This window comes from Streptomyces sp. NPDC001443 (assembly GCF_053597355.1).
This window is the reverse complement of sequence record NZ_JBSFIA010000017.1, coordinates 96,394-119,567: the sequence shown is the minus strand read 5'-3', so window position 1 is coordinate 119,567 and position 23,174 is coordinate 96,394. Positions and strand designations below refer to the sequence as shown.

The window sequence follows — 23,174 nt, the reverse complement described above, 5'->3', positions numbered from 1 at the left end:
GCGCTGCCGGTCTCGTTCCCCCTCGTGTGTTCCATGAGTCGATCGCGGATCGCCGAAGGCGTGACGACCGAGTTGCCAAGTATGGTGCACTTGGCGGCGGGACGCCCGAAGCACGGAGGCGTGGCCTGGGCAAAGGGAGATGGGCTGGATGGTCGAGCCGACGCATGCACGCGAGGGTGCCACGACGGCAGGAGCGGTGGGGGAGCCGGAGTTGCGGCAGCTGCTCGCCGGGTTGACAGCCGTCCGTGACGGTGATTTCGGTACCCGCCTGCCGAACGGGACCGACGGGCTCCTGGGGGAGATCGCAACGGTCTTCAACGGGATGGTGGACCAGCTGTCCCTGTTCACGTCAGAGGTGACCCGGGTCGCCCGCGAGGTCGGCACCGAGGGGACGCTGGGCGGCCAGGCCGAGGTGCCCGGTGTGTCGGGTACCTGGGCCGATCTGACGGACTCGGTGAACGCGATGGCCGGCAACCTGACCACGCAGGTCCGGGACATCGCCCAGGTGGCCACCGCGGTCGCCAGGGGCGACCTGTCCCAGAAGATCGACGTCGCGGCCCGTGGTGAGATCCTCGAGCTGAAGGACACCGTCAACACGATGGTCGACCAGCTCTCCTCCTTCGCCGACGAGGTCACCCGCGTGGCGCGCGAGGTCGGCAGCGAGGGCCGCCTCGGCGGCCAGGCCGAGGTGCCGGGCGTCGCAGGCGTATGGCGTGACCTCACCGATTCGGTGAACTTCATGGCCGGCAACCTGACCGACCAGGTCCGCAACATCGCCCAGGTGACCACCGCGGTCGCCAGGGGCGACCTGTCCCAGAAGATCGCAGTCGATGCCCGTGGCGAGATCCTCGAACTGAAGAACACCATCAACACGATGGTCGATCAGCTCTCGGCGTTCGCGGGGGAGGTCACCCGTGTGGCCCGTGAGGTGGGCACGGACGGTCGGCTCGGGGGCCAGGCGGACGTGAAGGGTGTCTCCGGTACCTGGCGCGACCTCACCGATTCGGTGAACTTCATGGCCGGCAACCTGACCTCGCAGGTCCGCTCCATCGCCCAGGTGGCGACGGCGGTCGCTCAGGGCGATCTCTCGCAGAAGGTCCGGGTGGACGCGCGGGGCGAGATCCTCGAACTGAAGGAGACCATCAACACGATGGTCGATCAGCTCTCGGCGTTCGCGGGGGAGGTCACCCGTGTGGCCCGTGAGGTGGGCACGGACGGTCGGCTCGGGGGCCAGGCGGACGTGAAGGGTGTCTCCGGTACCTGGCGCGACCTCACCGACTCGGTGAACTTCATGGCCGACAACCTGACGGCCCAGGTGCGCTCGATCGCCGAGGTCACCACCGCTGTGGCCCAGGGCGATCTGACGCAGAAGATCCGGGTGGACGCGCGGGGCGAGATCCTCGAACTGAAGGAGACCATCAACACGATGGTCGACCAGCTCTCGGCGTTCGCCGACGAGGTCACCCGCGTCGCCCGCGAGGTCGGCACCGAAGGCAACCTGGGCGGCCAGGCCACGGTCCGGGGCGTCTCGGGCACCTGGAAGGACCTCACCGACAACGTCAACGTCATGGCCTCCAATCTGACGGGCCAGGTGCGCTCCATCGCACAGGTGGCGACGGCGGTGGCCCGCGGTGACCTGTCGCAGAAGATCACGGTGGAGGCGAAGGGAGAGGTCGCCGCGCTGGCCGGGGTCATCAACACCATGGTCGACACCCTGTCGGCGTTCGCGGACGAGGTCACCCGCGTCGCCCGGGAAGTCGGTACCGAGGGCAGGCTGGGCGGCCAGGCCCGGGTGCCCAACGTGGCGGGCACCTGGAAGGACCTCACCGACAACGTCAACTCCATGGCGAACAACCTCACCGGGCAGGTCCGCAACATCGCGCTGGTCACCACCGCGGTCGCCAACGGCGACCTGTCGAAGAAGATCGATGTGGACGCCCGCGGTGAGATCCTGGAACTGAAGACCACCATCAACACGATGGTCGACCAGCTCTCCTCCTTCGCCGCCGAAGTCACCCGCGTCGCGCGCGAGGTCGGCAGCGAGGGCCGGCTCGGCGGTCAGGCCGAGGTGGAGGGCGTCTCCGGCACCTGGAAGCGGCTGACCGAGAACGTCAACGAACTCGCCGGCAACCTGACCCGGCAGGTGCGGGCCATCGCCGAGGTCGCCAGCGCGGTCGCCGAGGGCGACCTGACCCGCTCCATCACCGTCGACGCCTCGGGCGAGGTCGCCGAACTCAAGGACAACATCAACTCGATGGTCGGCTCGCTGCGCGAGACGACCCGCGCCAACCAGGAACAGGACTGGCTCAAGTCCAATCTGGCTCAGATCTCCGGCCTGATGCAGGGTCACCGTGATCTCGCTGTCGTCGCCGAGCTCGTCATGGACGAACTGGCTCCCCTCGTCGACGCCGGTTACGGTGCCTTCTATCTGGGGGAAGAGGTGGACGGCGAGGCGTGGCTCACCCTGATCGGTTCGTTCGGGCGGCCCGCCGACAGCCCCGCCGCCGCGCGGATACGCCACGGCGAGACCCTGGTGGGGCAGGCGGCCCGCAGCCGCCGCATCCTCACCACCGACCAGGTGCCGCCCGGCTATCTGATCTCCTCGGGGCTGGGCGAAGCCGCTCCCGCCAACCTCATCGTGCTGCCCATCCTGGTCGAGGGCCAGGTCCTCGGCGTCATCGAACTGGCCTCCTTCACCCCCTTCACCCCGGTGCACCGCGACTTCCTCGGACGTCTGATGGAGACCATCGGGGTCAACGTCAGCACCATCGTCGCCAACGCCCGCACCGACGAACTCCTCGGCGAGTCCCAGCGCCTCACCGGCGAGCTCCAGGCCCGCTCCGAACAGCTGCAGGTCCAGCAGGACGAACTCCAGCGCTCCAACGCCGAACTGGAGGAGAAGGCCGCCCTCCTGGCCAGCCAGAACCGCGACATCGAGACCAAGAACCTGGAGATCGAACAAGCGCGACAGGAACTCGAGGACCGGGCCCAGCAGCTGTCCCTGGCATCCAAGTACAAGTCGGAGTTCCTGGCGAACATGAGCCATGAGCTGCGGACCCCGCTCAACAGCCTGCTCATCCTCGCCCAGCTCCTCTCCCAGAACCCGTCCCGCAACCTCACACCCAAGCAGGTCGAATACGCGGGCATCATCCACTCCGCCGGCTCCGACCTGCTCCAGCTCATCAACGACATCCTCGACCTGTCCAAGGTGGAGGCCGGCAAGATGGACATCAACCTGGAGCGGGTCTCCCTCCAACGGCTCCTGAACTATGTGGAAGCCTCATTCCGGCCGCTGACCAGCCAAAAGGGACTCGACTTCGACATCACGACCGTGCCCGGTGTGCCGGTGGACCTGCTCACCGACGACGCGCGTCTGCAACAGATCCTGCGCAACCTGCTGTCCAACGCGGTGAAGTTCACCGAACACGGCCGCGTCCAGGTGCGGATCGAACCGGCGAGCGAGGCCGAGCTTCCCACCGAACTGGCCCGGGCCGGATCGGTGCTGGCCTTCCGGGTCATCGACACCGGCATCGGGATCGCCGAGCAGCAGCTGGAAGTCATCTTCGCCGCGTTCCAGCAGGCGGACGGCACCACCAGCCGCAAGTACGGCGGAACGGGCCTCGGACTGTCCATCACCAGGGAGATCGCCCGACTCCTCGGCGGTGTCGTCACCGCCCGCAGCATGCCCGGGGAAGGCTCCACGTTCACGCTGTACCTGCCGGTCTCGCGCCCGGACTCCACCGAGCGCGACGCAGCCGCTCCCGCCCTGGAAGGAGTCGACAGGAAGTCTCCCGGCCGGCCTGACGACAGCGCGGGGCAGGGGGAGGAGAACCGTCGTCCCCGACGCATCCTGGTGATAGAGCAGCGCAGCAGCGGCCTCCTCAGCCTCGTCGCCGAGAGCGCGGCCTCCGACCTGACCGCGGGACGAGCGGCCACGGGGCCGGCCGAGCACGCCGAGGTCGTGACCGCGCTCACCGCAGCCGACGCCGCTGCCGTGCTCGCCCAGTCCACCTTCCACTGCGTGGTCCTCGAACTGGGTTCCGACGGCGAGGCACTGCGCTTCCTCCAGGCCCTCGCGGGAGACCCCGCGCTCGCATCGCTGCCGGTCCTCGCCCACGACAACCGTCGTATGACCAGGGTGCAGCAGGAGGAGATCGCCCAGCGCACCGTCGTCCAGCCGCTCGAGGTGCTCTCCAGCCTGGACGAACTGCGCGAACGCATCGCCCTGCACCTGTCGGCGGACCGCCCCGGGGACATCCTGTCCCTCGTGCGGCCCGACGGCGACCTCACCGCACCCGAGCACGCCGTCGTCGACGCCGGCCTTGCCGGCCGGTCCGTTCTCGTGGTCGACGACGACCCTCGCAACCTGTACGCGATCAGCGGAATCCTGGAGCTGCACGGCCTGCACGTCCTCCACGCCGAGAACGGCCGCAAGGGCATCGAGACCCTGATCAGCACCCCCGGCATCGACCTGATCCTGATGGACGTGATGATGCCGGAACTGGACGGCTACGCAGCGACCGCGGAGATCAGGCGTATGCCCGAATACGCCGGTGTCCCCATCATCTCGGTCACCGCGAAGGCCATGCCCGGCGACCGGGAGAAGAGTCTGGCCTCGGGTTCGGACGACTACGTCATCAAGCCCGTCGACGCGAACGACCTCATAGTCCGGCTCCGCAGGTGGCTGCTGCCGCAGGAGACCTCGAGCGCTCCCCGTACCTGACCTCGCAGCCCCAGCCACTTCCACGAAGGAAGCCCACCCACGGTGAACGCCGACGAACCCGTAGCACCCCGGCCGGCAGACACGGCCCCGCCCCACCCGCGCAGCGATGCGCCGACGGTGCCCGCCGCACGCGAAGCCCCGCCCGCCCCCGCCGCGGACTCCCGCAGTGCCGAGCCCGGCACAGGACGGCTCGCCGCCACCGTGGAGCGACTGCGCAGAGAGGCTCAGGAAGCCCAGTCGGCCGCCGACGGGCGGGCCCTGGTCGAGATGGCCAAGGGCATTCTCGTGGGCCGACTGGGATGCGGGCCCGCGGAGGCGGCCCGGCAGTTGGCCAAACTGGCCGAACAGTCCGGGGGGACCATGCTCGGCCTCGCCGTCGATGTCATCAACCAGGCCGCCCGCGACCGCGTCAGCGACGTGGCACAGCACTTCCTGCGAAAAGCCGTCGCCGAGCCCGCCTCCGACAGCGGCGCGTCCGTCCGGCTGCGGACAGCCGAGAGCCGCGTGCTCGCGGCCACCGACTCGCAAGCCGTCGCCGCCGCCCTGCTGGAGAACGCGCTCAGCCCCTTGGGCGCCCATGGCGTCGCCATCTGGGTGGCAGGACCCGACTCCTCACTCACCCTGGTCGGCCAGGCGGGATTCACCCAGGAGGACGCCGCCCGCTGGCGCTACGTGCCACCCGAGGTCGCCACGTGCGCCAGGCTCGCCCTGACCAGCCGGGAACTCGCCGCGGTCACCAGCCTCTCCGAAGTCGGCATTCCCACCATCGGCCGACGCCAGCACCCCAACAGCGGCCGCATCATGGTCCCGGCGGGAACCGGAGGACGCATCCACGGCGTCCTGGAGATCGGCTGGCCCGAGGCGCTGTCCCCGCAGCCCCCGCAGGTCCTGCGCCAGTTGGAGGCGCTGGCCGAACTGTGCGCCCACACCCTGGAGGAACAGGCCTCCTGCGCGATGCCCGCCGCCCCCGGCACTGCGCACCAGGTAGCCCTCGCCGAACTCACCGACCTGGCCGACCACCTCTACGACCCCGCCCTCATCCTCATCCCCAGCCTCGACGACGACGGGTGCCTGGCCGACTTCCGCATCCATCACACCAACAGCTACTTCGTCGACCCGGCAGGCCGACCGCGTTCGATCGTCAACGGCGCCCGCTTCCTCGAGGCCTATCCCGCGGCAGCCGAGGGCAGCGGTCTCTTCGACAAACTGGAGCGGGTCTACGCCACGGGGGAAGCCTGGCAGGCACTGCGCACGCCGCTGACGGCCCTCGTCGGCGAGGTCCCCCTCACCACCGTCGCGGACGTGAGCATCAGCCGTCACGGTTCGGCCCTCCTGCTCATATGGAAGTTCGAGGACGAGACGGCACGGCTCGCCAGCCTTCTGCAACACGCGCAAAGACTCGGCAGGGTCGGCGGCTTCGAGCAGAACATGCGCACAGGGGAAATCAGCTGGAACGGGCAGCTGTTCACGCTCTTCGGACTGCCGATGACAGCTTCGCCCGTTCCCCTCGAGGACCTGCCGGCCCATGCCCACCCCCACGACGTGAACTCCATCGGCCGGTTCCTGCGGACCGTTCTGCACCGCCTGGGCGAGTCATCGGTGGACTTCCGACTGCTGCGCCCCGACGGCATCACCCGTCACATCCGGATGGTGGCCGAGCCCGTCCTGGACGATCACGGGCACCTCTACTCGGTACGCGGTGCCTGCCAGGACATCTCCGCACAGCACTGGACCGAGGTGGCCCTCGCGGCGACCCGTGACCAGCTCGCCGACAGCGAATCCGAATCCGCCGAGCGCAGCAAGCTCGCCCTGCAACTCCAGCACGCCATCATGCCCCCCGCACCGGCCCCGCTGGAGGTACCCGGGTTCCGCGTCGCGGTGCGCTATCGGCCGGCCGAATCGGAGTCGCTCGTCGGGGGGGACTGGTACGACTCCGTGGTCCTTCCCGACAACAAGATCCTCCTCAGCGTGGGCGATGTCGCCGGACACGGCATCCGGGCCGCCACCGGCATGGTCGTCCTGCGCAATGCCCTGCGCGGTCTCGCCGTCACCGGAGCGGGACCGGCGCAGCTGCTCTCCTGGCTGAACAGTGTCGCCTTCCACCTCACCGGCAATCTGACCGCCACCGCTGTCTGCGGGATCTACGACCCCCGGAGCAGGACCCTGCGCTGGGCCCGCGCCGGCCACCTGCCACCCGTCCTCGTCCGCGGGACGGAAGCCCAGGCGTTCCCCCTCACCCCGGGACTGCTCCTCGGAGCGCTGGCCGACGCGACGTTCACGGAGGAGGAGGTACAACTCGAAGCCGACGACATCCTCCTGATGTACACCGACGGGCTCCTCGAACGCCGGGACGTCGCGGTCACGGACTCCTTGAGGCAACTCCTCGCCGTGGCTTCGCGCACCGCGGACTCGCTGGAAAAGCACCTCGACAACCTGCTGACCTACAGCGCGTCCGACACCGACGACGACACCTGCCTCATCGGGATCGAGGTGCACTGACTTCGCGCATCGAGGCACAGGGGCCGCCCGGCCCCTCGCCGAGGCCCTGTCGGCCCCGGGAACCCGCACCGGTCCTCGCCGCCCCGCCCCTTCCCCTCGCCCGCTGCGCATTCGATGCCGGAGTGCGGGTAGCCGGTGCCTATGCACACGTCATTTGAGCAACTGGCCGTTGCCGGCCCGGTGGCTGGGACGCTGGTCATCGTCGTCTGCGGTGTGCTGGTGACCGCCGCGCTGGTGGGGGCGGTGTCCCTGGGCATCCGGGTACGCCGTCGGGAACCCGCGCCGCCCCGGCCCTCCGAACAGCCCACACCGCCCCGCTCGGGTCCGGTCCGCGAGGAGCGGAGTCTGCGTGAGCCGAACGAGGTGCCCCAGGTCAGGGACGAGGACCGCCTCACTCCGTCCCAGCTCGGCAATGACCCGACCCGGCCCATCCGGAACCAGTCCCGCCGTCGGCAGCCTGGTTCCGGAAGACCGCCTGGCGGCGACGAGAAGTAGGACTTTCGGTCCCGACCGTGGAAGTGACGGCTGGGGCCCGTCCACGAATCGCCCATGACGAGCGGCTCCGCGAGCCGCTGACCGACATCGGCGGTGCCTCCGCAGACGGCCCCGGTCCATACGGCGTGGCACTGGTGGCCACAACCCTGTCGGCATCGAAATGCCCGGTCGGAAGCCGCCGACCGGGGTGCCGCGCCGGTCGGCGGTCAAACCGGGCGGCACACGCCGGCAGGCGGCAGGCAGTCGGGCGGCGGAGCCGGCGGTGCGCTCAAGAGCCTTGCCAAGGGGGCCAGGCGCTTAGAGCGCCGAACAAAAGTGGGGCCCGGCGGGCGGCGCCCGCTGATCGGACCCCACTTTTGTTCGGCGCTCTTAGTGAGGGCGAGTCGCCCGGGCAGGCGGCGGTGACCGCGGGCGTCTCCCGTCTCGAGGAGATCTCACCGCCGGGCAGTGGGCGGTGCTGGAGCCGTTGCCGCCGAAGGCGGTGAAGGAGGGGCGACCGCCGGCCCGGCCCCCGGGCGCCACCCGGGGCGTCGGCAACGGCAGGAGCGCCCGCTGTGGTGCGGCGCGCCCGCCCTCGTACGGGACCGATGCCGGGACGTATTCTGCGATCATGGATGATCCCGTACTCACCGCCCGCGAACTGGTGCAGGACCGATTTCCCGCCGCCCGGGCGGTCTTCCTCGCCGGCAGCGTGCTGACCGACCGCCGGACGGCCACCTCGGACCTGGACATCGTGGTCCTCGTGGACGGGCCCCCCTGCCGGGAGAACCTGGTGTACCGCGGCTGGCCGGTGGAACTGTTCGTGCAGACGGAGGCCACCTGGCACGGCTTCGCCGACCAGGAGACCGCGAAGCGGAGTTCGCCGCTGCTCGCCATGTGCGCGGACGGCATGCTCCTGGTGGACGCGGACGGGCTCGGCGCCGCGCTCCAGGACGAGGCGCGAAGGCGTCTGGCCGCGGGTCCGGCACCATTCTCGGACCCCGAGCGCGACTACGAGCGGTTCATCCTGACCGACTTGCTCGACGACCTGCGTGGCTGCGCGGACCCTGCCGAGCGGTTGTACTTGGTCGCGCACACGCTGCAGCGCGCGTCGGAACTGGTCCTCCTGGTCGGCGGACACTGGCTCGGCAAAGGCAAATGGTTGTCCCGGCGGCTGGCCGCGGCCGACCCCGGGATGCACCGGGCGCTGTCCGAAGCCGCCACGCAGGCGATCGCCGGTGATACGCAGCGCTTCGCCGCGGTCGTGACAGAGGTGCTCGACCTGGCCGGCGGTCCGCTGTGGGACGGGTACGCCGTCCGATGAGTCGGCGGGGCGCAACCGCACCACCACAGGCGCATGGCTGCGATCAGCCGACCGATGCCTGCTGTTCGGCGTCGGTGATTCGGGTCACCCGCTGAGACCACCCACCCATGCCCGGCCGGCGCACCAACCGCCCCACCGGCCACGGGACAACCTCTAGGCTCGGGCCATGACGCCCATGGACGCAGAACTCGTACGCGACCTGGCCCCCACGGGAGTGCTGCGTGTCTCCATCAACCTCGGCAATCCAGTCCTCGCTCAGGGCACTCTCGACAAGCCGTCCGGGGTCACTGTCGAGCTTGCCCGCGAGGTCGCCGAACGTCTGGGTCTGCCGGTGCAGTTCATCTGCTTCGACGCAGCCCGCAAGTCGTACGCCGCGATGGTCGAGGGCCACGCCGACCTGTGCTTCCTGGCCGTCGATCCGGACCGTGAGAAGGAAGTCGCGTTCAGCACGCCGTACGTGCACATCGAAGGTGTGTACGCGGCACCGGTGAACTCGGATTTCGTCTCTGCTCACGACGTCGACCGGGACGGGGTACGCATCGGCGTCAAGAAGGGTTCCGCGTACGACCTCCACCTGAGTCGCACCCTGCGTCACGCCACGGTGGTGCGCGGTGACGAGGGCGTCGACGTCTTCCACGCCGAGGGCCTGGACGTGGCAGCCGGCATCCGCCAACCGCTGACCGCGCACGTCTCCCAGCAGGCCGAACTGCGCCTGCTGGAGCCCGCGTTCATGACGATTCGACAGGCCATGGGCACAACGAAGGGGAGGAGTCCGAGGACCACCCGATTCCTCGGCGAACTCGTGACCGAACTGGTGGCGTCCGGATTCGTCGCCCAGGCGCTACGCCACTCCGGCCAGGCCCCGACACTGGCTGCCCCTGCCGCGACCTGAAGCTGCTCTGGTTGCGGACTTGCACCCTTGAGACGCGATCCGCCATCCGAACGTGCTTGTTCGATTGGGGCTGGGTGCACATGAACTCCGGGTGCGAGCGGGAGAGATGGGCGTGATTCGTCCGCCCTGGTCGCTTCACGATCCGGCGGCCGGTGCCGGGACGAGCGGGACGGCCTCCAGGCTCACTCCTCTCCCTCCTTGCCCCGTTGGAGGAGGGGACTGCCCTTGATGCTTCTGGCGGGCGGCGGGGCAAGCCGGATCGCGGCTGCACCACTCGGCTCCATCGGTCCGCTCCATTGGTTCTTCACGGCCTTGTGCCGGGCCATGGCTCTTGCTCCATGGGGGCTGAGCCTGTTCGAGCGCCGTCGGAAAGGCAGTGCGATCCGTTGACCCGGCTGGGGCCGACCGGATAGTCGGGCAGGGTCACCGTGCTGCTGACTTTCTCGCCCAGCTTGAGCATGCCGTTCAGGAGCAGGCGCCGGGACAGCAGGGCGTTGCGGAGACGTAGGCCGGTGGCGGTGGCGGGGGCGAGGAACTTCCCGGTGCGGTCGCCGCCTGCCTGGCAGCCCTCGGCGTACTTGCGGAGCCTGCTCTCGTAGCGTGTGAAGGCCGCCCGGTGATCGCCCTGGGCTCGCGCGAGTTCGCCGGCCAGGACGTACGCGGCGACCATCGCGGTTCCCGTGCCCATGCCGCCGATGGTGGCCCCGCAGGCGGCGTCGCCGACGAGACAGACGCGCCCGGTGGACCAGGTGTCCACGTCCGCCCGGCTGATCGAGTCGAAGTACAGGTCGGGGGCCGGGTGCAGCGAGGCGAGCAGGCGGGGTACCTCCCAGCCGAGGCCGGAGAAGGCGTTGCCGATCAGACGCTTCTGCTGTTCGGGGTCGTGGCGGTCGTACGACAGCTCCGGCGAGGCGAAGACGAAGAACGCCCCCGCCCGTGCCGGATCCCGGTGGTCGGTGCCGACGGAGGCCAGCCGCCCCGGCGCGTTGTACCCGACCGAACCCTTTCCCACTCCCAGATCGTTGGGCAGCTGCCAGGTCGCGGCGTAGTAACCGAGGTGGCTCACAAAGTCCTCCTCCGGTCCGAAGGCGAGGCGGCGGACGTTGGAGTGCAGCCCGTCCGCACCGATGACCAGGTCGAAGTCGCGCGAGCTTCCGCTCTGGAAGTCGGCCCGCACGCCGCAGGAGGTCTCGGTGAGGCCGACGATCGAGTCGCCGAAGATGTACTCGGTACGGGGGAGGCTGTGCTCGTGGAGCACCCGGGCCAGGTCTCCGCGAAGCACCTCTATCTCACCGCCGGCGAATTCGGCCGGCAGGTCCAGCAGCGTGCGGCCGCGTTCGTCGACGAAGCGCATCGGGCTGCCGCCGGTCTGGATCCGGCGTAGTTCGGGAAGCAGGCCCATGCGTTCCAGCACGGTCAGATGCGCATCTCCACGGAAGTCGACGGCCTGACCGCCCTGGCGCAGGGCCGGAGCCAGTTCGACGACGGTGGGCTGGAAGCCGTGGCGTCCCAGCCAGTAGGCCAGCGCCGGGCCGGCGATGCTCGCGCCGGAGATGAGGACGTTCCTGTTCACGGTTGCCTCCGCTCAAAAAACTGTGTCCCACGGACACTGATATTTACTGTGTACCGTAGACACAGTTGATTCGGCAAGGCGCAACAGAGGGGCGGCAGACATGGGTGGCGAACACGACGAGGTGGTGCGGCTGCTGTGGGGTCCGCACCCCAAGCCCGCAAGAGGCCCCAGGCCGACACTCGACCTGGACCGCATCGCCCGGGCCGGGATCGAGATCGCCGATTCGGAGGGGTTGGCCGATGTGTCCATGCAGCGGGTCGCCGCGCAACTGGGCGTGACCAAGATGGCGTTGTACCGGTACGTGCCGGGCAAAGCCGAGCTGGTCGCTCTGATGGTGGAGGCCGCGATCGGCCCCTGCCCGGAGGCGAAGGCGCCCGGTGGCGGCTGGCGTGCGCAACTCGAGGAATGGGCCGGCCGGTTGCTCATGGTCTTTCGGCAGCACTCGTGGGCACTGGACGCCACCGTCGGGCCGCGGGTCATGGGGCCGGGAGAGCTGTCCTGGCTGGAGCATGCCGTGTCGGCCCTGGACGGCACCGGATTGAGCGGTGCCGAACGGATGGACGCGGCTGTCCTGCTGGTCGGGCACGTACGCGGCATCACTCAGCAGGTCCGCGCGGCAGGCCCCGCAGGCAACCCCGAAGCCCAACTGGGCGCCGTCCTCGGCGCTCTGATGCAGGCGCACGGCGAGCGATTCCCCGCGCTCGGCGCGGCCCTCGCTTCAACCGCCCAGTCCGACGGGCAGGATCAGGCATGGGATTTCGGCCTGCAGCGGATCCTGGACGGCTTGGCCGCGCTCATCGACCAGCGCGCACGGTGACCGCGGCCCTGATCACGGTCGTCCGGGCCCCTTGCCGGGGCGAGGAAACGGGTGCTGTCAGTCCTCGCGGATGCTGAGCAGGTCGCCGGGCTGGCAGTTCGGTTCGCGGCAGATCGCGGTGAGGGTGGTGAAGCGGATCGCCTTGGCCCGGTCGTTCTTCAGGACGGAGAGGTTGACCACCGCCGACCGCACCGTCATCGCCGACTCCGCGGGCCGCGGCACTCCGCTGCCGCCCCGGCCCGCCGCCGCCGTCGACCCGCTGCACACCGACACCTACAGCGAACCGGGCGCGCGGCTGAGCGGCATCGACCCCCGCGCCGTCGGCCCCTACCGGCTGACCGCCGCCGAGCGGCTCCACGTCGACGCCCTGGCCGGGAAGCGGCAGCTCTGCTATCGCGCGCACGGCGTCCAGGTGACGGTCCAGCGGATGCCGAGCGGACGTCCGATCCTCGTCGGTCCGGACGGAGAGGACTCCGTCGCCCACGTCCCGCCGGAGTGCGCCGACGGGCTGCTCAACACCCCCACCGCCACCGAGAACAAGGCACTGGACGCACTGACCGGCCTGACCCGGGCCTGTCCGGACCGGCAGGGCCTGGTCCTCGGCGCACCGCCGTACCTCTCCTTCGACACCACCGGGAAGGACTCGCTGAACCTCCGGCTCGTGGTCAAGGGCAAGGAGCGCGCCGGCGACGCGACCGAGGAGGCGGGGCAGATCTGTGCCCGCAGCGCCCGCCGCGCGCAGCTGGACCCGTATGTCGCGCCGGTCGCCGAGCTGTTCCTCGGTGTCGGAGACCGAAGCACGCCCCGCTTCGACATGTCCCCGGCCAACAAGGCCAAGGTCGCCGGCGCCGCCGGTCTCGTCCTCGTGGTCACCGTCGCGGTGACCGCCGTGGTCGCCGGCCGGCTGGTGCGTCCGCTGCGTGCGCTGACCGAGGCCGCCCAGCAGCCGCCGGACCTGCATGTGCGGGTCGCGGTCACCACCCGGGACGAGACCGGCATCCTGGCGGAGGCGTTCAACGATCTGACCGAGCGCCGGGCGCGCCTGGAGGCCCAGCGCAGGGCCATGGTCAGTGACATCGCCCATGAGCTGCGCAGCCCGCTCACCGACATCCGCGGCTGGCTCGAGGTCGCCAGGGACGGTGTCGTCCACCCGGACGCCGCGCTGCTCGGCTCGTTGCACGACGAGGCGTTGGTGCTCCAGCGCGTCATCGACGACCTCCAGGACCTGGCGGCCGCGGACGCCGGAACCCTGCGCCTGCACCGCGAGCCGGTGCGCGCCGACGAACTGCTCGACCAGGTCGCCGCGGCCCACCGGGTGGCCGCCGACACCGCCGGCGTCACCCTGCGGACCGAAGCCGACGCCGCCCTCTGGCTGGATGCCGACCCGGTGCGCATCCGGCAGGTGCTCGGCAACCTGGTCTCCAACGCGCTGCGTCACACGCCCGCCGACGGCACGGTCACGCTGGCCGCCCGCCGTGCCGACGACGCCGTCGTCCTCACCGTCGCGGACACCGGTACGGGCATCGCGCCCGAGGACCTGCCGCATGTCTTCGAGCGGTTCTGGCGTGCGGAGAAGTCCCGCAGCAGGTCCGCCGCCAGGGCCATCCGCCAGCCGGTGAGATAGGCGAGTGGGGGCTCGCCGACCGCGCTGGTGAAGCGCGCGGCGAAGGTGGCCCGGGACCGGCCGACTCGCGCGGCCAACTCGGCGACCGTCCACCGGTGCGCCGGGTCCTCGTGCAGCAGGCGCAGGGCGTCGCCGACGGCCGGGGTGGCCAGCGCCCCGTACCAGGAGGGGAGTTCGGCCTGCGGTCGCGCGCACCAGGCGCGCATCGCCAGCACCAGTATCAGGTCCAGCAGCCGATTCAGGACGGCGTCCTGGCCGGGTTCCTCGTGGGCTGCCTCGGCGGCGAGCAGGTCCAGCGCCGCCCGAGTACGTGGCCCGGCGGGCACGACGGCCAGCGACGGGAGCACGGCCAGCAGGCGCTCGCCCACGTCGCCGCGGAGTTCGTAGGCTCCCCGGAGCAGCGTGGTGGCGCCGGGCCGTCCGTCGCCGTACGTACGGGGTGCCAGGTTCTGCCGGGCCGCTGTTCCATTGTCGATGACGTGTTTCCTTCCGCCACGGATCACCACCTGCGGCGGGGTGTCCGGGGCATCGGCGATCGTGTAACGGGTGGTGCCGCTGATCAGGGCGATGTCCCCCGCGGCCAACCGCACCGGCGCGGCCTGCGGGTCGTCGTCGAGCCGGACGGACGCGTGGCCGCCGAGGGCGGCCACGACCGTGAGCGGAGGGGCGTCGGCGAAGGTCATCGACCAGGGTGGCCGCTGGATCAGCTGCCGGATCTGCGCGTTCCTGGCGCGGGCCCGGTGCAACAGATCGCTCAGGACGTCCACGCCGGCCACGCTAGACGATTACAAAGGGATTGGCGACGGTCTCCCATGGATCGTCTGCCTGCATCGCGGTTGTCTGGAAGACATGAAGACCATCCTCGTTCTCGGCGGCACCGGCACGACCGGCCGCCGCATCGCCCGCCGCCTGACGGCCGACGGCCGGCCGGTGCGTACGGCCTGCCGTACCGGCGGCGACGTCCACTTCGACCTGGACGACCCGGCGACCTGGGCGCCCGCCCTCGATGGTGCCGCCGCCGTCTATCTCGTGGAGCCCAACCTGCAGCCCGGCGTGGACCGGCAGGCGCGCATCCCCCGCTTGGTGACCGATGCGGTCGCCGCAGGCGTGCGGCGGCTGGTACTGCTCTCCGCCCACGGCGTCGGCCAGGCCGGCGACGGCCACCCGCCCCCGGCCACCACCACGTCCCAAGCCGTTCCGTCCACGTGCGTCATCTCTCGCTCGTTCATGACCTCACCCTGCGACCCGACGGCGCATTCCGGCAAAGCGGCATGCTGTTTCGGCAGGTCGGCAGGCCCCGGCCGCCCTCGGGACAGCAGGGGGACCGTACGCGCCCCAGATCAGCACCTCGTGCAAGTCCGGCTTCGGGGAACATCGGTACAGCCGCGGACGCCGAGATGGATCTCGGTCGCTCGACGGCTGTCGTCAGAGGCGGAACAGGCCGGCTGCGTTGTCGTGGCACACGGCCCGTAGCCAGTCGTGGCCGAGGTCCAGTCGTTCCAGGGCCTGGAGTTGGTGGTGGTAGGGGTAGGGGATGTTGGGGAAGTCGGTTCCGAGCAGGACGCGGTCGCCGAGGTCGGCGAGGCGGGGCAGGGCCCTGCGGGGGAAGGGCATGAAGCCTTCGGTGAAGTCGGTGAACGCCATCGTGGTGTCGAGGCGTACCTGGTCGTAGCGTTCGGCGAGGTCGAGGAACTCCTCGTACTCGGGCATGCCCATGTGCGCGACGATCAGGCGCAGTCCGGGGTGGTGGGCGAGGACCCGGGCGACGGGTTCGGGGCCGGTGTGCTTGCCCGGCGCGGGTCCGGAGCCGCAGTGCATCACCACGGGAGTCCCGGCTTCGGCGAGCAGCCCCCAGGCTGTCTGGAGCTGTTCGTCGGCCGGGTCGTACGCGCCCACCTGGACGTGGGCCTTGAAGATCCGGGCGCCGGCTTCGAGGGCCTCCTGGACGTAGGCGGCGGTGTCGGGCTCGGGATACAAGGTCGCGGTGTGCAGGCAGTCGGGGGTGCGGCGGGCGAAGTCGGCTGCCCAGTTGTTCAGCCATCGGGCCATGCCGGGTTTGTGGGGGTAGAGCATGGAGGTGAAGGCCCGCACGCCGAAGTCGCGCAGCAGGGCGGCGCGCTCGGCTTCTTCTCGCCGGTAGGTGATGGGCCAGGTCAGGCCGCCGGTCATGGGCCCGCTGGTGTCGAAGTAGTCCCAGACCTTGTGCAGGACGCGTTCGGGCATGAAGTGGGTGTGGACGTCGATGAGCCCGGGGAGACCGAGCCCGGTCCAGAAGGCGCGGACGTCATCGGCCTCGCCGCTCGAGGCCGTGCGGGGAATGATGCTCACCTGGTGCCGGCTCCTTCGGGGATGATCTGCCGTCGTTCGTGATCGTCGAAGCCTGCCCGCGATTCCGGGTGAGGTCCAGGCCGCCTGGGACGGCGGCGGGTCCGGCTATGGCTGCCGCGCACAGGCGGCTGGGGCACAGCCGACAGCGGGGGAGGACCCGCTCCGGCATCGAGGGCTGCTGTCGGTGGGCTCTGCGATCGTGGGCGTCGTGGATGAAGTCGTGGAACGTGTCGATGCGCAGGACCGTGTGCTGGGGCCGGTGAGCCGGGGAGACGCCGTCCGGGAGGGCTGGTTGCACCGGGTTGCCGTGGTCGTGTGTCACGACCGGCAGGGTCGGATCCTCGTCCATCGGCGTGCCGAGCAGGTGCCCCGATTCCCGGGGCATTACGAGGTCGCAGTGGGTGGAGCCCTGGCAGTCGGGGAGTCTTATGAACAGGCGGCTGTCCGTGAGCTGGAGGAGGAACTGGGGGTGTCGGCGGAAGTACGCTTTCGGTTCAAGTTCCTCAACCGGAGCGGGCTGAGCCCTCACTGGCTTGGGGTGTGCGATGCCGTCGTGCCGCGCGCTGTCGTGCCGAACGCGAATGAGGTCGCCTGGCACGGCTGGCTGAGTGAGTCCGACCTGCCGCGGATCCTTCGGGAGTGGACTTTCACTCCCGACAGTCCGGAGATTCTGGATCGGTATTTCGCCGGTCGTACTGACGGGACGTCTGCGCGGTGACCGTGCTTTCGGGCCGGGCCGGAAGCCTTCTGCTCACCGGTCAACGGACTTGTCCGGCCGGGCAAGGGGCCTGATCGGGTGATCGAGGTGGGGTCGGCGGATGACGGCAGGGCCCCGCAGCCAGCTCGAGGTTGTCGAAGCCGACGAACTGTTCCGGCGCCCCTGTTGCCGCACTCCCGGACCGCGCAGATGCTGAGCGAGGCCGTGCCCGTCACCTGTTCCCGATGCGCCCATGCCTTGACGGTATCGGTGGATTCCGGGTTCGGCGCCGGCCCGCGAGTCGTGGTTGGCTGGTCCGATGAACTTTCTGCTGACGGCGAGTGGCCTGCGCAACGAGACGCTGCGGGATGCGCTCCGGGACATGCTGGGCCGGCCGTTCGGATCGGCGAACGTCGTGTTCGTCCCCACGGCATCGGTGGCCGAGCCCGGGGATCACGGGTGGGTCGTCGCGGACATGAACCGGCTGCACGGCCTCGGCTGGCGGGAATTCGACATCCTGGAACTGAACGGCCTGCCCCCGCGGATGGTGCTCGACCGACTGCTGCACGCCGACGTCATCTACGTCGAGGGCGGCAGCCACTACCACCTCGCGCGCAGCATCACCGGCAACGGCCTGGCCGACGGCTTCCTGGAGGCGTTGGAGAGCCGGGTCTACGTGGGGGTCAGCGCCGGATCAATGATCTTCAGCCGTAATCTCACCGGACACTCCGCCGACGTCATCGGGGACGCCGCGGACCTCCACGTGCTCGGCGCGACGACCGTGGAGCCGCCGTTCGGCCTCTTCGACTGGTATCTCAAGCCTCACCTGTACTCGCCGGATTTCCCCGAGCGGGACGACGCCTGGGCTGATCGCATCGCCGCGCGGGCGGACTTCCCGCTCTACTTCATCGACGACGAGACGGCCGTTCGCGTCAGGGACGGCAGGGTGGATGTCGTCTCTGAAGGCCGGTGGCGGTTCCATCCGTGACGCGATGCACGCAGAGGGCAGGGCAGGGCAGGGCGGCGCCGAGGGGCGCGGCCGGGACGCGGCGGGCGGCACGTCCACCTGGACGAGTCGCCCCTGAAGCTCCTCACCGACTGGCTCCGCGAACGCCACGTGCGCCGGCCCCGCAGTACCAACCCGCATCGGTTCGTCACGCGGTCGGCAGCGCTGGCGGTCGTCCCGTGCGCGAATACGGCCGCGTCGTCCTCACCGCTCGGAGCGGCCGCTGCCCGGAAGCCGTGCCAGAACCAGGTGGGACGTCGATTGTTCGCGGCCTTGGGAGACATGCGGATCTACGGTCGGGTGATGTTCACGAGTTGTGGGTGCCGGTACAGATCTTGGGGGAGTGGTCATGGAGAGTGACGGGTTCGTTCGATTGCAGGGAGGGGCGCACCTCAGGGACCGTCAGCGTTCACGCATTCTGGTCCACCACCAGCACGTCATCGCCCACTCGCTGTAGTTGGGCTCCGGCAAGGTGCGGCGCTCGAATTCCTCATCGATACGCCTGATCAATCGGCCCAAGTCCCGTTTGGCTCCGGGCGGAAGACGCAGCATCGCCCACTCCAGGTCATCACGGGCATCTCCCACCCCGGGCGAATCGAATGCGGAGGCGTCCAGGTAGCGTCCGGGCTCCTTGAAGGCCCACTCGAAGCACGAGAGCGCCTTGGCGACCGCGTTGGGCCACATCTCCTGGTCTTCGACCCGGCGGATCGCTGCACGAGTCCGCGCGGAGACACCAGGGACCCTCAGCACCGGGTACTGCCATCGTGGCCGCCACCGCTCTGCACGGACGGCCTTGGGACGCCTACGTGGCATCGCCCTTTCGGATCAGCATGGGGTGATCCTGCCATGGCTGGGCACCCGCACGCACCGGCTATAAGCCGGAGCGGGAGTTCCCGAGTGGGCGTCAAGTCCGTTTCTGACAGCGGCTGCGTCCGGGTCGTTCGAGGAGCCCTTGGCGGCCGAGTCGTCCCAGGCATGCTCCGGACCTCGGCTTTGTCCTACGACCACCGTACGAACGTACCGTCGCCGTCATCGCAGAGGCGTGGTGTCTCCGGAACGGCGTAGCCGGGGAGGCGGATCTCCGTGCCCTCGGCCAAGGCGTCGGCGAGGTCCCGGAACATGTGCGACAGGCTGTCCCACACCTTCACCGGGCCCTCCGTGTCCCCGCCGTGGAGACCGTGCAGCACGTTCCCGTACCGGTCTCCCGCACGGTGGTCGACGATGAGCTTGCCTCCGGTGTTGTCCGTGGCGATGGGAACCCACCGGACGTGGAACAGGTATCCGTAAACCCCTTCATATATGTCCCGCAGGCCGGGGTCCTCCGACTCGTTCTCGTCGACCCACTCGGCGATCGCCTCCTCCTGTGCTCGCTGGCCGTCGAGCATCGCCCCGGCGCTGTGCAGGATGAATCCCTTGGGGAGGATGACGCCGGGACCGCCATGGCCCTTCACGGCTGTCACTCCGTCGTGGCGCCGCAGCCAGGTCGCCAGGTCGGGGTGCAGGGTGAACCGGCGATCGGTGATGAAGTCGATGTCGTCCCGGGCGGCGGGGGGGTTCAAGGCGGCGTGATCCGCGGGCGCATGGGCCTCCAGCCATGCATCGAGGCGGGCGAGGGTGACATCGAGGTCGTCGGTCATCTGGCAACCATACGAGCTTCACACCTCCCGCATCGGGGCAAGAGAGGTTCGGTGAGCGCTCTCGGCGACTGCCCGGCACGATGACTGGCAGCTCGGAGTCGCCTGCGGCCTCAACCGGTGTCAACCTGCCCCGATGCGGGAGGTGTTGCCATCGCGGACGTCACTCGATCGGTGGCCGAGCCGAACGCTCAGCCATGCTCCTGGGACGGCGCCCCGGTGAGCGCGCCGCCCCTTGTACGAGATCGGTCACGATGGGGACCGGGCTGTCGGACCGGAGGAGAGCTGAACGTCGGCGGGTGCCGGCTTCGGCGATCGCCGTCTCGAGGTGGCGCTCTGCGTGGGCGCCAAGTCCCGTTCCTGTTGATGTGGTGTCACCCGTGAGTGGGTGACGGGACGGTTTCGCGCCGACCGTACTCGAACGCGATCAGACATGCGGAGCGCCGCTGTCCGCCGCCAGGCGGGCGAGCCACTCGCGCAGCAGGTGCTGCTCGGCGTTGCTCAGGACATCGGCATCGTCAGGGAGAGCGGCGCGCAGCGCGCGGGCCGCCGCGGCGGGGCCGGTCTCCGCGGCGGGGACCGTCGGCTCGGCGCGGGTGACGGCGGCGATCATGGACTCGCGGAGGATGGTCAGCAGTGCCGGATTGCGGCGTTCGGCGGGGGTGGAGTGCCATGTGGTGACCGCGCCCTGGCCGGTTGCCCGGATGATCTGGGTGGCCAGTTCCTCGTCGACCCGCAGCCACCCCCCGGCCGCCAGCCGGCGTACCCGCCCATGGAGGATCTCCAGGCCCGCGCGGTGTGCCGCGTCCGTCGTCCGGCCGGTGGCCCGGTTCATCACCGCGAACAACTCCGGGCGGGAGACCCCGAACTCCACCACCATGTCCCAGCCGCGGCGCAGCTCCTCCACCGGGTCCAGCGGGTCGGGGTCGAGCTGCGCGCGCTTGCTCTGGAGGAACTGCGCGTATCCGTGCTCGGCGACCGCCTCCAGCAGCCCTTCCTTGTCGCCGAAGAGGCGGTAGATGGCGGGCGGCTGCATCCCGGCCGCGGCGGCGACCGCACGGGTGCTCACCGCGTCGGGACCGCCGCTCTCCAGCAGCTCGACCGCCGCCTCGACGATACGGCGACGAGGGCTGTCGGATGTCTCACGGGTAGCCATGTACCAATGATATCGAAGATTGCTTCCACTGATATTTCCAGTGTTACCGTTTGGGTGATTCCACTGGAAACAATGTCGGGAGAACCCAATGATCATCGTGACCGGAGCCACCGGAAAGCTCGGCCGCCGTACCGTCGAGCGCCTGCTGGAGCGCGTCCCCGCCGACCGCGTCGGCGTCAGCGTCCGTGACCCGCACAAGGCCCAGGACCTTGCCGACCGCGGCATCCGTGTCCGGCAGGGCAGCTTCGACGATCCCGCCTCGCTGGTGCACGCCTTCGAGGGCGCCGAGCGGCTGCTCCTCGTCTCCCTCGACCGCACGGGCCAGGAGTGCGTCACCGGCCACCGCGCCGCCATCGACGCCGCCGTGCAGGCCGGCGTCGGCCGCATCCTCTACACCAGCCAGATGGGCGCCGCCCACGACTCCCGCTTCCAGGCCTGCCGCGACCACGCCCGGACCGAGGACCTGCTGCGTGCCACCGGCCTGCCCTGGACCGCGCTGCGCAACGGCTTCTACGCCTCCAGCGCCCTGCAGTTCCTGGAGTCCGCCCGCCACACCGGCGACATCGCCCTCCCCGCCGACGGCCCCGTCGCCTGGACCGGCCACGACGACCTCGCCGAGGCCACTGCGGCGATCCTCGCCGGGGAGGCCCGCTTCGAGGGGCCCACCCCGCCGCTCACCGGACCGGCGGCGCTCGACTTCGGCGCCGTCGCCGAGATCGCGTCACGGGCCACCGGACGGCCCTTCACCCGTACCGTCGTCCCCGACGGGGCCTTCCGCGAGCAGGCCTTGGCGCACGGCGCCGCGGCCCCGATCGCCGACCTGCTGCTGGGCATCTTCGCCGCGGCGCGCAACGGCGAGTTCGCCGCCGTCGACTCGACGCTGGCCGAGCTGATCGAGCGGGAGCCCGCAACCCTCCGCACCCAGTTGGAGCGTGCCTGGGCCGAATAGATCCATGGGCGGTCACCCGACTCGCGAGTCGCCGGTACGCCCGCTCGGCCCCTCCGCTGCAGGGCCCGGGACGCAGACCGTCTGCGCTTCCGGGCCCGTTTCCGCAGAGTTTCCCGTACGTGATGCGCGCCACGTACGGATCTTCGGCGAGGCAGTACGCTGAGCACATGCTTTCGCTCGTTCGACGCCGCCACGTGGACTACGTCCGCGTCACAAGCATGGGCTGTCGACGCTTCCTCTGAGCCGTCCGGCCTCTCTGCGCGGTCTCGCGCTTCTGCGTTATCTGCGGTTCACAGCCGCCCGCGCTTCCTCTTCTCCGTCCACCCGGCACCCCTGCGCCAGCTCACCCATGGCGGGCGCGCGGGACCCCGTACACCCGCGGATGCACCATGACGAACGTGACCCGGACGACCGCGAAGCCGTCGTACCGGCAATTGCCGATCATCGATCTTTCCGCCGCCGACCGAGGGCCGCAGGCCCGCGCGCTGCTGCACAGCCACTTGCGCAGTGCCGCCCATGACGTGGGCTTCTTCCAGCTCGTGGGGCATGGGGTGAGCGAGGCGGAGACTCAGGGGTTGCTTTCCGCCATGCGACGGTTCTTCGCCCTGACGGAGGCCGAACGGCTCACGATCGACAATGTGAACTCGCCGCACTTCCGGGGATACACAAGGACGGGTGACGAGCGGACCGGCGGCCGGCAGGACTGGCGCGATCAGCTCGACATCGGGGCCGAGCGGCCCGCGCGGGTGCCGGCGCCCGGCGAACCGGCGTACTGGTGGCTGCAGGGGCCCAATCAGTGGCCGGCCGGGCTTCCCGAGCTGCGGGTGGCCGCCCTGCGGTGGGTGGAGCGGCTCAGTGCAGTCGCCGAGAAGCTGCTGCACGAACTGCTCGCCTCGATCGGGGCGCCCGCCGATTTCTACGACTCGGTCTTCGGGGAGCGGGCACATCCGCATCTGAAGCTGGTGCGGTATCCGGGGAATGCGGGGAACGGGGCCGATCAGGGGGTGGGAGCCCACAAGGACTACGGGTTCCTGACCTTGCTGCTCCAGGATCAGGTGGGTGGGCTTCAGGTGCAGCGGGAGGACGGGCTGTTCCACGACGTGCCGCCGCTGCCCGGTGCCTTCGTCGTGAATCTGGGGGAGTTGCTGGAGGTGGCCACCAATGGATATCTCGTCGCCACCAATCACCGGGTGGTGTCGCCGCCCAGTGCCGTCGAGCGGTTCTCCGTGCCGTTCTTCTACAATCCCCGGCTGGACGCGCGCGTGGAGCCGCTGCCCTTCCCGCACGCCTCCGCCGCCCCCGGCGTGACCGACGATCCGGCCAATCCTCTGTTCGCCGAGTACGGGTTCAACGAGCTGAAGGGCAAGCTGCGGGCGCATCCGCTCGTCGCGGAGCGGCATCACGCGGAGCTGCTCAGCCCCGCGTGATCACGCTCGTCCGGTGCAGTGGCGGGTCAGCTCGGTCATCACCGGGGTGAC

General features: G+C 70.1%; 18 protein-coding genes and 1 pseudogene. 12 read left to right on the top strand and 7 right to left on the bottom strand.

Annotation, left to right across the window (positions count from 1 at the left end):
* Positions 1–148: 148 nt before the first annotated feature.
* The 5 genes from ACWC24_RS19575 (at position 149) to ACWC24_RS19555 (ending at position 9,912) form a co-directional block, all read left to right on the top strand.
* The gene (locus ACWC24_RS19575; protein ID WP_450664086.1) at positions 149–4,723 is read left to right on the top strand and encodes a HAMP domain-containing protein; all 4,575 of its coding nucleotides are present in this window, start codon (positions 149–151) and stop codon (positions 4,721–4,723) included.
* 42 nt (positions 4,724–4,765) lie between these two features.
* Positions 4,766–7,222 (top strand): SpoIIE family protein phosphatase, encoded by a 2,457-nt coding sequence (locus ACWC24_RS19570; protein ID WP_450664085.1) that lies wholly within the window; start codon positions 4,766–4,768, stop codon positions 7,220–7,222.
* Between the two features lie 141 nt (positions 7,223–7,363).
* Positions 7,364–7,717 (top strand): DUF6479 family protein, encoded by a 354-nt coding sequence (locus tag ACWC24_RS19565; protein ID WP_450664084.1) that lies wholly within the window; start codon positions 7,364–7,366, stop codon positions 7,715–7,717.
* Positions 7,718–8,327: 610 nt separating this feature from the next.
* Positions 8,328–9,020, top strand: coding sequence for a nucleotidyltransferase domain-containing protein (locus ACWC24_RS19560; protein WP_450664083.1), 693 nt, complete (start codon positions 8,328–8,330; stop codon positions 9,018–9,020).
* A 166-nt stretch (positions 9,021–9,186) separates the two neighbouring features.
* Positions 9,187–9,912 (top strand): transporter substrate-binding domain-containing protein, encoded by a 726-nt coding sequence (locus tag ACWC24_RS19555; RefSeq protein WP_450664082.1) that lies wholly within the window; start codon positions 9,187–9,189, stop codon positions 9,910–9,912.
* Between the two features lie 304 nt (positions 9,913–10,216).
* Here ACWC24_RS19555 and ACWC24_RS19550 read toward each other — a convergent pair whose 3' ends face one another.
* Positions 10,217–11,485 (bottom strand): FAD-dependent monooxygenase, encoded by a 1,269-nt coding sequence (locus ACWC24_RS19550; RefSeq protein ID WP_450664081.1) that lies wholly within the window; start codon positions 11,483–11,485, stop codon positions 10,217–10,219.
* Between the two features lie 100 nt (positions 11,486–11,585).
* Here ACWC24_RS19550 and ACWC24_RS19545 point away from each other — a divergent pair, with 100 nt between their 5' ends.
* A complete protein-coding gene (locus tag ACWC24_RS19545) occupies positions 11,586–12,302 on the top strand; it encodes a TetR/AcrR family transcriptional regulator (RefSeq protein ID WP_450664080.1) in 717 nt (238 codons plus the stop codon).
* 57 nt (positions 12,303–12,359) lie between these two features.
* Here ACWC24_RS19545 and ACWC24_RS19540 read toward each other — a convergent pair whose 3' ends face one another.
* Positions 12,360–12,500, bottom strand: a complete 141-nt coding sequence (locus ACWC24_RS19540; protein ID WP_450664079.1) for a helix-turn-helix domain-containing protein — start codon at positions 12,498–12,500, stop codon at positions 12,360–12,362.
* Between ACWC24_RS19540 and ACWC24_RS19535 the strand changes: the two genes are divergently transcribed.
* Positions 12,475–13,926, top strand: a complete 1,452-nt coding sequence (locus ACWC24_RS19535) for a sensor histidine kinase (protein WP_450664078.1) — start codon at positions 12,475–12,477, stop codon at positions 13,924–13,926. The genes ACWC24_RS19540 and ACWC24_RS19535 overlap by 26 nt on opposite strands.
* Before the next feature lie 200 nt (positions 13,927–14,126).
* Here ACWC24_RS19535 and ACWC24_RS19530 read toward each other — a convergent pair.
* Positions 14,127–14,693: pseudogene (locus ACWC24_RS19530) on the bottom strand (cupin domain-containing protein); the annotation flags it as partial.
* An 82-nt stretch (positions 14,694–14,775) separates the two neighbouring features.
* On the opposite strand from ACWC24_RS19530, the gene ACWC24_RS19525 reads away from it, so the two are divergent.
* Positions 14,776–15,399, top strand: coding sequence for an SDR family oxidoreductase (locus tag ACWC24_RS19525; protein ID WP_450664077.1), 624 nt, complete (start codon positions 14,776–14,778; stop codon positions 15,397–15,399).
* On the opposite strand, the gene ACWC24_RS19520 is transcribed toward ACWC24_RS19525, so the two are convergent.
* Entirely contained in the window at positions 15,352–16,254 is a 903-nt protein-coding gene (locus ACWC24_RS19520; protein ID WP_450664076.1) for an amidohydrolase family protein, read from the bottom strand. The two genes, ACWC24_RS19525 and ACWC24_RS19520, sit on opposite strands and share 48 nt — an antisense overlap.
* Before the next feature lie 208 nt (positions 16,255–16,462).
* Between ACWC24_RS19520 and ACWC24_RS19515 the strand changes: the two genes are divergently transcribed.
* Both ACWC24_RS19515 and ACWC24_RS19510 read left to right on the top strand, forming a co-directional pair.
* Positions 16,463–16,972: an NUDIX hydrolase gene (locus ACWC24_RS19515; protein ID WP_450664075.1), complete on the top strand. Its 510-nt coding sequence runs from the start codon at positions 16,463–16,465 to the stop codon at positions 16,970–16,972.
* 298 nt (positions 16,973–17,270) lie between these two features.
* The gene (locus ACWC24_RS19510; protein WP_450664074.1) at positions 17,271–17,939 is read left to right on the top strand and encodes a Type 1 glutamine amidotransferase-like domain-containing protein; all 669 of its coding nucleotides are present in this window, start codon (positions 17,271–17,273) and stop codon (positions 17,937–17,939) included.
* Between the two features lie 420 nt (positions 17,940–18,359).
* Here ACWC24_RS19510 and ACWC24_RS19505 read toward each other — a convergent pair whose 3' ends face one another.
* The 3 genes from ACWC24_RS19505 to ACWC24_RS19495 all read right to left on the bottom strand — a co-directional run bounded on the left by ACWC24_RS19505 (position 18,360) and on the right by ACWC24_RS19495 (position 20,747).
* The gene (locus ACWC24_RS19505) at positions 18,360–18,641 is read right to left on the bottom strand and encodes a hypothetical protein (protein WP_450664073.1); all 282 of its coding nucleotides are present in this window, start codon (positions 18,639–18,641) and stop codon (positions 18,360–18,362) included.
* A gap of 314 nt (positions 18,642–18,955) precedes the next feature.
* Positions 18,956–19,594, bottom strand: a complete 639-nt coding sequence (locus tag ACWC24_RS19500) for an SMI1/KNR4 family protein (RefSeq protein ID WP_450664072.1) — start codon at positions 19,592–19,594, stop codon at positions 18,956–18,958.
* 424 nt (positions 19,595–20,018) lie between these two features.
* Positions 20,019–20,747, bottom strand: a complete 729-nt coding sequence (locus ACWC24_RS19495) for a TetR/AcrR family transcriptional regulator (RefSeq protein ID WP_450664071.1) — start codon at positions 20,745–20,747, stop codon at positions 20,019–20,021.
* A gap of 88 nt (positions 20,748–20,835) precedes the next feature.
* Between ACWC24_RS19495 and ACWC24_RS19490 the strand changes: the two genes are divergently transcribed.
* Both ACWC24_RS19490 and ACWC24_RS19485 read left to right on the top strand, forming a co-directional pair.
* The gene (locus ACWC24_RS19490; protein ID WP_450664070.1) at positions 20,836–21,696 is read left to right on the top strand and encodes an SDR family oxidoreductase; all 861 of its coding nucleotides are present in this window, start codon (positions 20,836–20,838) and stop codon (positions 21,694–21,696) included.
* A 389-nt stretch (positions 21,697–22,085) separates the two neighbouring features.
* Positions 22,086–23,123, top strand: coding sequence for an isopenicillin N synthase family dioxygenase (locus ACWC24_RS19485; RefSeq protein WP_450664069.1), 1,038 nt, complete (start codon positions 22,086–22,088; stop codon positions 23,121–23,123).
* The last annotated feature ends 51 nt before the right edge of the window (positions 23,124–23,174 follow it).